At 41.0% G+C, this 13,144-nt stretch carries 13 protein-coding genes; 1 reads left to right on the top strand and 12 read right to left on the bottom strand.

What is annotated here, in order from left to right; genetic code table 11:
• Positions 1 to 3: 3 nt before the first annotated feature.
• A complete protein-coding gene (gene parE / locus Q3C15_RS00235; protein WP_064208209.1) occupies positions 4 to 2,058 on the bottom strand; it encodes a DNA topoisomerase IV subunit B in 2,055 nt (684 codons plus the stop codon).
• Between the two features lie 227 nt (positions 2,059 to 2,285).
• Here parE and plsY point away from each other — a divergent pair, with 227 nt between their 5' ends.
• The gene (gene plsY, locus Q3C15_RS00230; protein WP_204779141.1) at positions 2,286 to 2,912 is read left to right on the top strand and encodes a glycerol-3-phosphate 1-O-acyltransferase PlsY; all 627 of its coding nucleotides are present in this window, start codon (positions 2,286 to 2,288) and stop codon (positions 2,910 to 2,912) included.
• Between the two features lie 56 nt (positions 2,913 to 2,968).
• Here the strand turns inward: plsY and Q3C15_RS00225 are convergent, their stop codons facing one another.
• The 11 genes from Q3C15_RS00225 to Q3C15_RS00175 form a co-directional block, all read right to left on the bottom strand.
• Complete coding sequence (locus tag Q3C15_RS00225; RefSeq protein WP_302703426.1) at positions 2,969 to 3,844, bottom strand: aldose 1-epimerase family protein; 876 nt, start codon at positions 3,842 to 3,844, stop codon at positions 2,969 to 2,971.
• A gap of 19 nt (positions 3,845 to 3,863) precedes the next feature.
• Positions 3,864 to 5,276 (bottom strand): ATP-dependent protease ATPase subunit HslU, encoded by a 1,413-nt coding sequence (gene hslU, locus Q3C15_RS00220; protein WP_302703425.1) that lies wholly within the window; start codon positions 5,274 to 5,276, stop codon positions 3,864 to 3,866.
• Positions 5,277 to 5,286: 10 nt separating this feature from the next.
• Positions 5,287 to 5,814: an HslVU peptidase proteolytic subunit gene (gene hslV, locus Q3C15_RS00215; protein WP_057827418.1), complete on the bottom strand. Its 528-nt coding sequence runs from the start codon at positions 5,812 to 5,814 to the stop codon at positions 5,287 to 5,289.
• 200 nt (positions 5,815 to 6,014) lie between these two features.
• On the bottom strand, positions 6,015 to 8,138 hold the full coding sequence (topA, locus tag Q3C15_RS00210) for a type I DNA topoisomerase (protein ID WP_204779143.1): 2,124 nt from the start codon (positions 8,136 to 8,138) through the stop codon (positions 6,015 to 6,017).
• 67 nt (positions 8,139 to 8,205) lie between these two features.
• On the bottom strand, positions 8,206 to 9,069 hold the full coding sequence (gene dprA / locus Q3C15_RS00205; RefSeq protein ID WP_302703424.1) for a DNA-processing protein DprA: 864 nt from the start codon (positions 9,067 to 9,069) through the stop codon (positions 8,206 to 8,208).
• A 54-nt stretch (positions 9,070 to 9,123) separates the two neighbouring features.
• The gene (locus Q3C15_RS00200; protein ID WP_302703423.1) at positions 9,124 to 9,876 is read right to left on the bottom strand and encodes a ribonuclease HII; all 753 of its coding nucleotides are present in this window, start codon (positions 9,874 to 9,876) and stop codon (positions 9,124 to 9,126) included.
• Positions 9,866 to 10,732 carry a ribosome biogenesis GTPase YlqF gene (ylqF, locus tag Q3C15_RS00195; protein WP_057827414.1) on the bottom strand — a complete coding sequence of 289 codons (867 nt, stop codon included), beginning with the start codon at positions 10,730 to 10,732 and terminating at the stop codon, positions 9,866 to 9,868. The genes Q3C15_RS00200 and ylqF overlap by 11 nt, the downstream gene beginning before the upstream one ends.
• 10 nt (positions 10,733 to 10,742) lie before the next feature.
• Positions 10,743 to 10,973, bottom strand: a complete 231-nt coding sequence (locus Q3C15_RS00190) for a YozE family protein (RefSeq protein ID WP_186806288.1) — start codon at positions 10,971 to 10,973, stop codon at positions 10,743 to 10,745.
• 6 nt (positions 10,974 to 10,979) lie between these two features.
• Positions 10,980 to 11,597 carry a YpmS family protein gene (locus Q3C15_RS00185; protein ID WP_302703422.1) on the bottom strand — a complete coding sequence of 206 codons (618 nt, stop codon included), beginning with the start codon at positions 11,595 to 11,597 and terminating at the stop codon, positions 10,980 to 10,982.
• A 4-nt stretch (positions 11,598 to 11,601) separates the two neighbouring features.
• A complete protein-coding gene (locus Q3C15_RS00180; protein WP_302703421.1) occupies positions 11,602 to 12,549 on the bottom strand; it encodes a GDSL-type esterase/lipase family protein in 948 nt (315 codons plus the stop codon).
• Positions 12,550 to 12,651: 102 nt separating this feature from the next.
• The gene (locus tag Q3C15_RS00175; protein WP_302703420.1) at positions 12,652 to 13,137 is read right to left on the bottom strand and encodes a dihydrofolate reductase; all 486 of its coding nucleotides are present in this window, start codon (positions 13,135 to 13,137) and stop codon (positions 12,652 to 12,654) included.
• Between the last annotated feature and the right edge of the window lie 7 nt (positions 13,138 to 13,144).

Raw genomic sequence — 13,144 nt, 5'->3', positions numbered from 1 at the left:
CTGCTAGTCCTCCTTTTCATCTGGATTGTTAAGAAAATCATCATCAAAAAGGGATTCTGAATAATATTCTGCTTCCTTAGCCGAATCTGCATTTCCAGTTCCGTGAGCTCCTTCAGCAGCAACCGTATCTAACAGACTGCCATCTTCTTCAAGTGAAAACTTAACGTTGCGCTCGATCCATTTCCGTCGGGGTTCAACTTTATCACCCATCAACGTTGTGACCCGCTTTTCGGCAACTGCTTCATCGTCGATCTTTACCCGTACTAACGTCCGCGTTTCAGGATTCATGGTCGTTTCCCATAACTGATCAGCGTTCATTTCACCAAGTCCCTTAAACCGTTGCAACGTATAACCCTTGCCAAATTCTTTCGTTGCCTGTTGCAATTCATCTTCGGTCCATGCGTATTGAACCTTTAACTTCTTCTTAACTTTCTTTTGCAACTTATACAATGGTGGCAATGCAATGTATACTCGACCAGCATTGATCAACGGCCGCATGTACTTATAGAAGAATGTCAGTAATAACGTTTGAATGTGCGCGCCATCGGTATCCGCATCGGTCATAATAATGATCTTATCGTAATTGGCATCTTCAAGTTTGAAATCAGCACCAACGCCGGCCCCAATCGTATAAATCATTGTATTGATTTCTTCATTTTTAACAATATCTTGCAGCTTGGCCTTTTCAGTATTTAAAACCTTACCTCGAAGCGGAAGAATTGCTTGAAACTTTCGGTCACGGCCTTGCTTAGCTGAACCGCCGGCAGAATCCCCTTCGACAAGGAACAATTCATTCTTCTTCGCGTTTTTCGATTGCGCAGGCGTCAGTTTCCCTGAAAGCAATTGATCCTTTTTCCGCCGCTTCTTTCCGTTTCGGCTTTCATCGCGGGCTTTCCGCGCTGCTTCACGGGCATCCCGCGCTTTCATTGCTTTTCGAACAAGGTCTTGGGCAAACTCTCCATTTTCCATCAAATAGTATTGCAACTGCTCATTAACGACGCCATCAACGATTGACCGGGCTTCGGGAGTTCCCAATTTTCCCTTCGTCTGGCCTTCAAATTGCAATAATTCTTCTGGAATCCGAACCGAAACGATTGCTGAAAGGCCTTCGCGAACGTCACTACCGTCTAAGTTCCGCGCACGTTCCTTTAACAATCCCACTTTACGGGCATATTCATTAAATGCCTTTGTCCATGCTGATTTCATTCCGGCTTCATGCGTTCCGCCATCCTTCGTCCGCACATTGTTAACGAACGACATGATCGTTTCTGAATAGCCGTCATTGTATTGGGCTGCGACTTCAACTTCAACGCCGTCCTTTGAACCTTCAAAGTACATGACATCGCCCAATGTATCCTTATCTTCATTTAAGTACGCAACGAATTCTTTGATTCCTTCTTCGAAATGGAAAACATCCTGTTCCCCGCCGTCACGTTCATCCGTTAACGTGATCTTAACGCCCTTCAATAAGAAAGCTGATTCACGCAACCGTTCAGCCAGCGTATCGTAATTATAATGGGTCGTTGAAAAAATCGTTGGATCTGGCTTAAAGGTAACGGTTGTTCCGCTCTTCTTTGAAGTTTTACCGATTTTACGCAAAGTTCCAACTGGTTGGCCGCCGTTAACAAAGTCTTCTTCGTATTCAACGCCATCGCGGACCGTATTGACCGTTAATTTTTCAGACAAAGCATTAACAACCGAGGCCCCAACCCCGTGGAGTCCACCGGATGTCTTATATTCGCCTTGACCGAATTTTCCGCCGGCGTGCAAAACGGTAAAAATAACTTCGACTGTTGGGATCCCCATTTCATGCATTCCGACCGGCATTCCCCGGCCATAGTCTGAAACGGTAATTGATTCATCGGCATGGATCGTCACATCGATTTCTTTTCCGTATCCTGATAATGCTTCATCAACCGCATTATCAACGATTTCGTAGACCAAGTGATGTAGTCCGCGTGAATCAGTTGAACCAATGTACATCCCGGGACGTTTCCGAACGGCTTCAAGTCCCTTTAAAACTTGGATTGAATCGTCGCCATAGTTATTATTTGCCATGCGCTTCAACCTTTCTTTAATGATTTCTAGTTTCTTTTTTATTCTTTAATTCTAATAATTAGTTAAATTGACACGCTAAAGATTATAGCACATTCGCTGCCGTTCCGGGATGATGATTCAAATTCAAATTGTTCATTTTTTATTAAGCTAATTGTTTTCAACATAATTGCCGGAAGTGTTGGAAAGTGTTAAAATCGAGTTTGATATTCTTAAAAGGAGGTTACCGAATGAGCTGGAAAATTCCTGTAATGCTCGTAATTGGATACCTTTTAGGTTCAATTCCCTCGGGAGTGTTGATCGGTAAGATTTTCTATGGTAAAGATGTCCGTGATTACGGCAGCGGAAACATGGGCACAACCAATACCTTTCGGGTTTTAGGCAAAAAAGCCGGGATCGTTGTTTTATTAATGGATTCATTAAAGGGGACCCTTGCAGCATTGTTGCCGTACTTCTTTCATTCAAGTGCCAATCCAATGCTGATTGCTCTTTCAGCAATCATCGGCCACGTTTTCCCAATCTTTGCCGGTTTCAAAGGTGGAAAAGCCGTTGCAACCAGTGCGGGAGCCCTGTTAGTTTATAATTGGAAGTTTTTCCTTTTAGCATGGACGATTTTCTTAATTACAATTTTACTTACAAGTATGGTTAGTATGGCAAGTATGGTTGGCTTTACGATCATTACCATCGTTTCATTTTTCTTTGGCGATCCGGTCTTGATCGGCGTGGCAGTTGTCCTAACGATTTTTGTTTTCATTCGTCACTGGAAAAATATCGAACGAATTAAAAATGGAACGGAAAATATGGTTCCATTTGGCCTTGGATATTGGTTGCGTCAACGCAAAGAAAAGAAAAAATAAAATAAATATTACATAAAAAGCGGTTGTGCTAAATAACACAACCGCTTTTACTGTCTTTAAAAGACATCAATCTCATATTCAGTTTTGAATGTTCGATGCGCTGCTAAATGATTGTTAGCAAATTTATGCTTAAAATCCTGATCTGAATCAACCGTATCAGCAATACTCCACCAAGGTTCAAGACAGACATACTGCCCTTCTTGCGGATAGCATGACCATACACCAATATACTTTGCATCCGCCGTCTTTAATTGAACTCCATGCCGCTGATCGTTATCGGTCAACGTAATCGTTGTTGGCTCCTCGCCAAGATCTAAAATTACCGCATCATCTTTGAAACGTTCATGACTCACTTCAATTTCAGATGTCCGTTCTTCTTTCAAATGATCAATATCAGCATACGGTCCGTTCAACGGAATGATGTTCCGAGCAGTTTGCGGTTCAAGCTTAACAACATAGTCATCGTAAAAGTGATCACCATCCATTGGAACTTTAAAAGCCGGATGTCCGCCGATTCCAAACCACATTTCTTCATCCGCCGGGTTTTCAACTTCATAGCCAACTTGAACTCCATTATCCGTTAACTTAAATGCTAATCTTAAAATGAAATCATACGGATATAACTTTTTCGTTTGATCAGATGAATGCAATTCAAGAACCACTTGATCGGCTTCAACCTTTAAAACATCAAAGTCCATATCGCGTGCAAATCCGTGCTGGTTCATATGATATTCCTGACCATCAACCGTATAAGTGTCATCCTTTAATCGTCCAACCGTTGGAAAAAGAACCGGAGCGTGTCGTCCCCAATACTTTGCGTCGCCACTCCACATATATTCTTTTCCGTTTGTTTTATTGATTAAACTGACTAATTCTGCTCCATGTTCATTGATGGTTGCTACCATCTTTTGATTTTCGATCGTAATTGCCATTTTTAAGCCTCCGCTTCAATTACAAAATGTAACGTGACAAATCTTTATCAGCTGCAATTGATCCAATCTTGTCTTCAACATATGATTCGGTAATCGTAATTTCACCCATTTGCATATCTGGGCCTTCATAAAGCAAATCTTCAAGCAGTTTTTCCAAAATTGTATGCAACCGCCGCGCACCAATATTTTCATTTTCATGGTTGACCCGGTATGCAATTTCAGCAATCTTTTCAATTGCTTCGATCGTGAACGTTACCGAAATGTTATCCGTTCCAATCAACGCAATGTATTGTTTGATTAAAGCGTTCTTCGGTTCCGTCAAAATCTTCACGAAGTCTTCCTTCTTCAATTCGTCAAGTTCGACCCGAATTGGGAACCGTCCTTGAAGTTCAGCAATCAAATCACTTGGTTTGCTTTCTGCAAATGCTCCTGAACCAATAAACAAAATGTGATCGGTTTTGACAATTCCGTATTTCGTTTTAATTTGTGAACCTTCAACGATCGGTAAGATGTCCCGTTGGACCCCTTCACGTGAAACTTCACCGCTATTTTGCTTGCCCGTTGATGCAATTTTATCAATTTCATCAATGAAAATAATCCCTGAATTTTCAGCCCGCTTAATGGCTGCAGCTCCAATATCAGCTGAATCAACCAACTTTTCAGATTCTTCACGGATGAAGACTTCACGGGCTTCCTTAACAGGTAATGTCCGTTTTACCCGCTTCTTGGGCATCATTGAACCAAGATCATTCAGGTCAATTCCCATTTGTCCAAGCATGCCTGATTCATTATTGAACTGTTGCCGCGGATCGTCCATTTCAATCGTAACTTCTTGATTTTCTAACAAACCGCGTTGAAGTTGATCCTTAACGCTCATCCGTTTACTTTGCGTTTCAGCATCAACCGGCTCTTCCTTATTAGGATCTTCAAAATTTGGTAACTTGCCCTGTTGCAAATCTTGCATCATTTTCATGAAATCGGCTTGTTGATTTTGCCGCTTTTCTTTTCGTTGTGCTGGAACGATAATTTTTGCTAATCGTTCATTTGCCTTTTGCACTGCTTGACTGCGAACCCGGGCATACATTTCATCCTGTTCCATCTTGTATGAAACTTCAATAAGATCCCGGACCATTGATTCAACATCGCGGCCGACATACCCGACTTCCGTAAATTTCGTTGCTTCAACTTTAACAAACGGTGCATTGACAATTTTAGCAAGCCGCCGCGCAATTTCTGTTTTCCCAACCCCTGTTGGCCCGATCATTAGCAGGTTCTTGGGCTTGATTTCTTCTTGCATTTCATCGTTTAATTGCATTCGACGGTAACGATTTCGTAAAGCAACTGCAACTGCTTTTTTCGCTTGCTTTTGCCCAATAATATACTTATCAAGTTCACTCACAATTTGACTTGGAGTTTTTTCGCTTGTTTGCATTTCAATTCCTCTATTCTTCTGGTTCTTCAACGATTACGTTGTGGTTCGTAAAGATATCGATATCCGCTGCGATATCAAGGGCAGCATGCGCAATTTCAGCCGCTGACATCTCTGGTGAATACTTTGTCATTGCAATTGCCGCTGCTTGAGCAAAATTACCACCAGAACCAATTGCAAGCACATCATCATCCGGTTCAATGACTTCGCCGCCCCCAGAAACGATCAATAAGTTATCCTTGTCACTTACGATCAGCATTGCTTCAAGTTTTTGAAGGGTTTGATCTGACCGCCATTCTTGAGCAAGTTCGACTGCTGCCCGTTTCAAATCATTAAATTCATTTAATTTCTTTTCAAACCGTTCTTCAAGATTGATTGCATCGGCAACCCCACCGGCAAACCCAACGGCAACCTTATTATCATAGATTCGCCGAACTTTCCGTGCTTGCCCCTTTGCAATTACCTTTTCACCAAGTGTTACTTGACCGTCACCCGCAATTGCGGTCTTTCCATTATGCTTTACGGCACAAATTGTTGTCATCGTAACTCCTCCTTATTCTTCATTAATTTTCAGTTCATAAATTTATTTATAATGTTCATTGTTAACCAATGGTCAAATTTAGTCAAGAATAAATCAATCACCACTGATACCAGTATTTTAACAAATTCACTTCAAAAAAGCGATTTAAGTATTTTTTCAGCAAAAAGAGACTCCGACATCCGTCGCAGCCTCTCTGAGATCTATTTTTCAATTGGTTCTTCATAATCACCGTTTGGACATACAACTTGCCGACCCTTGCGACTCTTTTTGTATACCAAATAGTGTCCATCTTTCGGACAATTACGTCCAACCGGCATATCCCATGAAACGAAATCACAATCGGGGTACCGGGAACATCCATAAAAAATCCGATTCTTCTTCGATTTCCGTTCAAGAATCTCGCCTTGCTTGCATTTCGGACATTTAACTCCAATTTCCTTTGTAATGGCTTTTGTATTTCGACATTCCGGAAAACGACTGCAAGCGTAAAACTTACCATACCGCCCCATCTTAACAACCATTGGTGCACCGCAAATTTCACAGTTAAACCCGGCTGGTTCATCTTTGATACGAACCTTTTCGATTTTGGCAGAAGCGCTATTAAGTTCCTTTTCAAATGGCTTGTAAAATTCATCAACCACCTTGACCCATTGACGTTTTCCTTCTTCAATTTCGTCCAGTTGGTCTTCCAGATCAGCCGTGAAATCGATATTCAAAATATCAGGGAAGCATTCCTTGATCATTTGATTTACAATTTCACCTAATTCGGTCGGTTCGAACTTCCGCGCAACTAGTTTTACGTAGTACCGTTTTTGAATGGTATTTAAGGTTGGCGCATACGTTGATGGCCGTCCAACACCGTTGCTTTCCAATGTCTTGATTAAAGCTGCTTCAGTATACCGTGCAGGTGGCAGCGTGAAGTGTTGGTTTGGTTGATTCTTAACCATTTTAACCTCTTCACCAACTGCCAAATCAGGCAACTTGTTATCCTTCTTGGAAGCATCCTGATAAACTTTTGTAAATCCTGGGAACTTCATTTGCGACCCGTTTGCTCGGTAAGTAATTCCATTTTGTTCAAGGTCAATCCGAGCAGTATCATAAACTGCCGGAGTCATTTGACTTGCAACAAATCGTGACCAAATCAATGAATAAAGTTTCATTTGATCCGGAGTCAAATACTTTTTGAGGGATGCTGGAGTGCGCATTACAGAAGACGGCCGGATTGCTTCGTGGGCATCCTGGGCCCCTTCAGGTAACTTACCGACCCGTGGTTTAAGAGCTGCGTATTCTGCCCCATATTCATCATGAATAAACTTCGAAGCCTCGTGCTTGGCAACGGCTGAAATTCGGGTTGAATCCGTCCGCATGTAAGTGATCAATCCGACAGCCCCACCGCGTCCAATATTGATTCCTTCATATAGTTGTTGTGCAACCATCATCGTCTTCGAAGTTCTAAACTTCAAGGAGTTGTTTGCAACCTGTTGCATCGTTGACGTCGTAAACGGCAATGGCGGTTGCCGCCGCCGTTCTTTCTTTTCAACGTTTGCAACCGTAAATGGCTTTTTCGAATCAAGATCAGCTAAAATTGCTTGCACTTCATCATTATTTTTCGGTTTAACCTTTTTGCCGTTCTTACCATAAAAATCGGCATTAAACTTTGAACGTCCCTTTTGGAATTGACCATCAATTGTCCAGTATTCTTCCGGAACGAATTTTTTAATTTCTTCTTCCCGCTTAATGATCAAATTTAAGGCAATCGATTGCACCCGACCAGCCGATAGCCCCTTTTTGATCTTGGCCCATAAAATCGGGGAAATTGAATATCCAACTAACCGGTCAAGAACCCGCCGTGCTTGTTGGGCATCAACCAAGTTCATATCGATTGATCGCGGAGTTTTAAATGCATTCTTGACCGTATCCTTAGTAATTTCATTAAATACGACCCGGTTTTTATCATGCGGGTCAAGTCCTAACAAGTATGAAAGATGCCATGCGATTGCTTCCCCTTCACGGTCCGGGTCAGATGCAAGGTACACATGGTTTGCTTTCTTTGCTTCTTTGCGAAGTTCTTTAATAACGTCGCCTTTACCACGAATTGAAATATAGTGTGGTTCATAATCATTTTCAATGTCGATTCCCATTTTACTTTTAGGTAAATCACGAATATGACCTAAACTTGCCATTACCTTATACCGTGATCCTAAATACTTTTGAATCGTTTTAGCCTTTGATGGTGATTCCACAATCACTAAATTCTTTTTAACTTTTCTCGTGGTTTTCTTTTTCGTTTTTCGACCTGTTGTTTTCGTTTTGGCTGCAGGCATCCAACCACTCCTTAACATTCTCTAAAATCGGTATACATGTTAGGACAAACGAATAAACCTTGTCAAGTTATTGTATTAAAAATTCTTCGAGAATGTCTTGGCTTTCTAAAACCGGTTTGGCTCCTTCACGAATCAAAAGGTTGCATCCGCGTGAAAGTCCCGCGTTGATTTTTCCTGGAATTGCCAAAACATTACGGTTCTCTTGCAGCGCAAGATTTGCCGTAATCAAACTGCCGCTGCGTTCCTTAGCTTCCGTAACCATCAATGAATCGCATAGGCCTGCAATGATTCGGTTCCGCTCAGGGAAATGCCATGCTCGCGGTTCTTCATCATAAACGTATTCAGAAATTACTAAATGATTTTGCATCATTTCATACTGAAGCTCCTGATTACATCGCGGATAAACCCGATTCATCCCGGTTCCAATCACACCCACCGTATACCCGCCAGAATTGATCGTTAGCCGGTGGCATAAGCTATCGACTCCTTGAGCTAGTCCGCTGATCGTTATAATTTTATTCTGAACGACCGGGGGGATCAGCCCTTGCAACACTTCGTGCGAGTATGAACTGTGCTGGCGAGCGCCAACGACTGCTAACGCTTTTCCTTGGAGCAACTCAAGGTTTCCGCGATAAAACAAAACGAGCGGCGGATGATAAATTTCCCGCAGCTTTTCCGGATAAGCCTGATCAAAAATCGTAATATATTTTGAAAATGCTAATGTTCGCTGCAAAAGATCTGTAGTTTCTTTTGAAAAGATCCGCATATACACATCACTTGCAATTGCATATTTTCCGTCCATAATTTGAATCAAATCATTTAAATTCGGAACCCGCTTATTTTGCTTAATAAATTGGTAAATTTTAAATTCAGTTGCCAATCCGATTCCAATACACGCCCGCACCCGTAAAATAAATTCTTCAAATGACATAAAAAAACTCCTTTCGCGCCCACCTATTAATAGTTACGCAAAAGGAGTCTGATTTTATTTAAATTTACTTACAGGTTCAAATGACTTGCGATGAATCGGAGTGATTCCGAAATTTCTCAATCCATCAAGATGATTGGCTGTCCCATAACCAACATTATGTGCAAAATCATAGCCCGGATAAATCCGGTCATAAAATTGCATTAAGTGATCACGAAATTCCTTTGCAACGATACTGGCAGCCGAAACTGACGCCGATTTAGCATCGCCCTTGATCAACTTCAACTGTGGAATCGAAGTGTCGATCGCCATCGCATCAATGATCAACTGTTGCGGAATAACTTGAAGATTTTGAACCGCCTGCAACATTGCTTTTCGCGTTGCTTGATAAATATTCAACTCATCAATTTCAGCAGCATCAGCAATCCCAATTCCAACAGCGACTGCTTGTTCAAGAATCAGCTGATACAATTCCTCACGTTTCTTTTCAGAAAGTTGTTTTGAATCGTTCACGTCAATCACATGAAAGTCGTGCGGTAAAATTACCGCAGCTGAAACGACAGGTCCAGCTAATGGACCGCGACCGACCTCATCAATGCCAGCGATCAAATCAATTCCCTGATTCCAAAATGACCGTTCATACTGCAGCCGGTGCTCAAATGCAGCTTCCTTTTCACGTTCACGTTTCTTCCGGCGAAAATAACTTTGAAGGGCCTGTTGAACTCCTTTGCGCGGATCATCTTGCAATTCATTAATGAAACTTTCAGTTGGATTTTCATTTAGTTGGGCTTTGATTTCACTAATTTTCATTTGAATCTTCCTGATTTTCACCCGGCAAAGAGTCAAGTGTATATCGTCCGAGTTTACTCTTTCGAATTTCAAAGATCAACCGTTCGCTTGCCCGGTCATAATCTTCCTTAAAGCCCATTTTTTTGGTTAAATTCAGCAACAAATTAACGGTTGTATCATGAATTTCATCTTCGGTTAGATGGTAACGATCCATTAATTCTGAAGGATGATTTTCAACAAAATATTCCAATGCGTACAACGCAACGTCATCTTTAGCATATAGCGTATCCTTGATTGCTCCGGTCAAAGCCAGCTTTTTGCCGACCAATGGATCTTCAAATTTCGGCCACAGAATCCCAGGGGTATCAAGCAACTGTAACGTCTTGCCGGCTTTCAACCATTGTTGAGACTTGGTTACCCCAGGTTTATTTCCTGTTTGGGCAATGTTCTTTTTAACAAGGTGGTTAAGCAATGTTGACTTTCCAACGTTTGGAATTCCAATGCACATCACTTTAACCCGTTGATTAATAATGCCTTTTTCTTGCCGCCGGGCCAGTTTATCCGCCATGACTTCTTTGATCTTCTTTTCAATAATTTTCAAAGATCCTTGATTACTGTTAATTGCAACCGCGGGCTGGCCGTGGTCTTCATAATATTTGACCCATTCACGGTTTAACTTAGGATCAGCTAGATCCGCCTTCGTTAAGACCCGAATCGTTAATTTATTTTGTAAAATTTCTTCGAGTTGCGGATTACGAGACGATTCCGGTAACCGTGCATCAACGAGTTCAAGCACGATGTCAACGAGTTTCAAGTTTTCCTTTACTTGCCGGACCGCTTTCGCCATGTGTCCGGGATACCATTGAATTACTGTCATATCATTCTCCTTAATTATCCATTTTATCTGTATATCCTTGCCAAACCTGATCAAAAATGCTCATCGAGGGCAAGTAAGATGCGTTCATTTCTAAATAATCCGACACTTCATGGTAATCATCCGCTTGTTTCGGAAATCCTTGGTCGTAAAACGCATCATTGGCAAACTGCGTGACCTCATCATGCTTATTCGGATCACGCAAAGACATTAAATACCGGTAAAAACTTTGCCGTCGCATAATTTCCTCCTACTTGTTTGGAATTAAAACTGAAAAATCGATTTGATTATTATCAAGATTCATTTTATTCGCTTTAATTCGTAATCCGTCCTTTGCTGTAAGTTTATCAAGTCGAAGCGTGATTACCTTTTGGGCTGAGTTGATTGCCACAATTCCCTTCAAATCATAGTTCTTCTTGATATAATTTAAAACAAATGCTGGCGGTGCATTCAAAGACCCAACTCCAACAGACTTAATCTTTAACTTAATATTTCCGTTTGAATCTAAACTTGGCTTGGCATACACAGAAAAAGTGATTTTCTTTCCTAAAACACTTGTCGTTCCCATTAAAACGGCTGATTTATTCAAAATAAAACGATACTTGATGCCGCTTCCCTTTTCAACATTCCGAAGCAGATAGTTAATCGCTGCGCTAAAGTTTTGTTCATTCATCGTCACGTTCACCTTGGAATAGTCTTTGGAAGCGACCTTAACAACTTGCGTTTCATTTTCCTGTTGGGTACTTGGAACCGTGACCTTTAACGTGATAAAAACTACAAAACTCAGCACGGCAACAAGTAAAATTGTAAATGCCCATTTCCACGGGTTAAATTCACGCTTGGATGACGTTTGATCCGTTCTTTTCATTTATTTACCTCTTTGTTGTTTCTGAATTCAGCCATGTTGTTCGATGAGCCATCATCACTTTATACAGCTGATCAGTCATATACTGATATCCTTTTAGATCGGGGTGAAAATGATCATTCGGTGAAAGATATTCATTCTTTTCGTGATGATCATTTAACGTTTGCTCAACTTCTTGACTAGACAGATTTTCAAGATTCATTTTACTTTGTTTCTTCAGTTCCGTTTGATTTTTGCCTAAATACTGTCCCTGCGATAAACGCTGATTGACGTTTACAAAGTAAACTCCCGGTTGGGCAGTTACCGTTTTTTTAGTTAATTCCACCCACTGGTCAGTATATTTTTGAAGAGCGGTCACCGTTGGAAAGTAAACATAAAACGGATTATAGACACTGATCACAAAAATTGGAGCCGCTGGATTATAATGCCGAACAGTCTGCATTAAGGATTCAACCTTTTGTTGATACTGCTTTTCCCGTTGAGGCATGATCGATGAGAGTTTATTCGCAAACAAAAGTTGAAAGTTATTTTGCAAAATTTGCATCAAATCATTTCCGCCAAATGTCATCGTAATGACATCTGCCTCACTAACTTGTTTTTGCATTGCAGGATCATTTTCTAACCGCGCTTGAATTTGATCCGTCCGATCTCCGGTTTTCCCATAATTATGAGTCGTTACCCTCACATCATAATTTTGCTGCAACTTCTGCTTGATCAAGTAAACGTATCCGCCCCGATTCGTCGGATCTTGCTGACCAAACGTTAACGAATCGCCTAACCCGACAAGACTGATTTTCTGAGAATGAGTCTTATGACGTACAGCCGATTTCGACACAGACACTTCATTTTTTAAATGGCCTGAACGCGAAGCAAGAAAAAATCCTCCGCCAATCAAGAAAGCTAAACAACATACTCCAAGAATATACCGAATTATTTTCTTTCCGTTGATCCGCACAAAATCACTCTTTCAATTAATTGCAATATACATTTATCATCGGACTTTATCTGTTTGATATTACCTTTTAAAGCTGAAATGTCAATAAAATGTATACTACATTTATTTTCGCCTATACGTTATAAACTCATATTTTAAATTTGAATCATCAAACCGCTGATCTTCAATTTTTTCAAAATCGGCATAATTAATCGCTGGCATTTGAGTATCCGTTTGAAAATTTTCCTTTACAATCGTTTGATATAAAATATCGACCTGATCACGATATAGTTTAAACAACGTTGCCCCGCCAATAATCACGTTCAATTGATTCTGATCTTGAGCTGCAAGCCATTCATCCAGTTCTTCTTTGGAATGCACGACCTTCACGTTAGGATCAGAAGTATCCAGGTTGGAATGTGTCAGCACGATATGCTTTCTCCCAGGTAAAATTCCCGGTAGGCTTTCAAACGTCCTTCGTCCCATGATCATTGGATGGTTCATTGTTTTTTCCTTAAACCGCTTCAAATCGGCTTTTAAATGCCACGGAAGATGACCATCAACACCGATTCCACCGGTTAGATCTTCTGCCCAAATATATGCTAACATGGCCAAT

This window comes from Ligilactobacillus sp. 110_WCHN, assembly GCF_030518115.1.
Classification (GTDB): Bacteria; Bacillota; Bacilli; order Lactobacillales; family Lactobacillaceae; genus Ligilactobacillus; species Ligilactobacillus aviarius_C.
The sequence above is the reverse complement of the archived record's forward strand: the minus strand, read 5'-3'. Positions and strand labels throughout refer to the sequence as shown.

What these genes read in the sequence shown, in the direction of transcription:
- parE (WP_064208209.1), bottom strand. Translation starts at nt 2,058, where the DNA reads ATGGCAAATAATAACTATGGCGACGATTCAATCCAAGTTTTAAAGGGA.
- plsY (WP_204779141.1), top strand. Translation starts at nt 2,286, where the DNA reads ATGAGCTGGAAAATTCCTGTAATGCTCGTAATTGGATACCTTTTAGGT.
- Q3C15_RS00225 (WP_302703426.1), bottom strand. Translation starts at nt 3,844, where the DNA reads ATGGCAATTACGATCGAAAATCAAAAGATGGTAGCAACCATCAATGAA.
- hslU (WP_302703425.1), bottom strand. Translation starts at nt 5,276, where the DNA reads ATGCAAACAAGCGAAAAAACTCCAAGTCAAATTGTGAGTGAACTTGAT.
- hslV (WP_057827418.1), bottom strand. Translation starts at nt 5,814, where the DNA reads ATGACAACAATTTGTGCCGTAAAGCATAATGGAAAGACCGCAATTGCG.
- topA (WP_204779143.1), bottom strand. Translation starts at nt 8,138, where the DNA reads ATGCCTGCAGCCAAAACGAAAACAACAGGTCGAAAAACGAAAAAGAAA.
- dprA (WP_302703424.1), bottom strand. Translation starts at nt 9,069, where the DNA reads ATGTCATTTGAAGAATTTATTTTACGGGTGCGGGCGTGTATTGGAATC.
- Q3C15_RS00200 (WP_302703423.1), bottom strand. Translation starts at nt 9,876, where the DNA reads ATGAAAATTAGTGAAATCAAAGCCCAACTAAATGAAAATCCAACTGAA.
- ylqF (WP_057827414.1), bottom strand. Translation starts at nt 10,732, where the DNA reads ATGACAGTAATTCAATGGTATCCCGGACACATGGCGAAAGCGGTCCGG.
- Q3C15_RS00185 (WP_302703422.1), bottom strand. Translation starts at nt 11,597, where the DNA reads ATGAAAAGAACGGATCAAACGTCATCCAAGCGTGAATTTAACCCGTGG.
- Q3C15_RS00175 (WP_302703420.1), bottom strand. Translation starts at nt 13,137, where the DNA reads ATGTTAGCATATATTTGGGCAGAAGATCTAACCGGTGGAATCGGTGTT.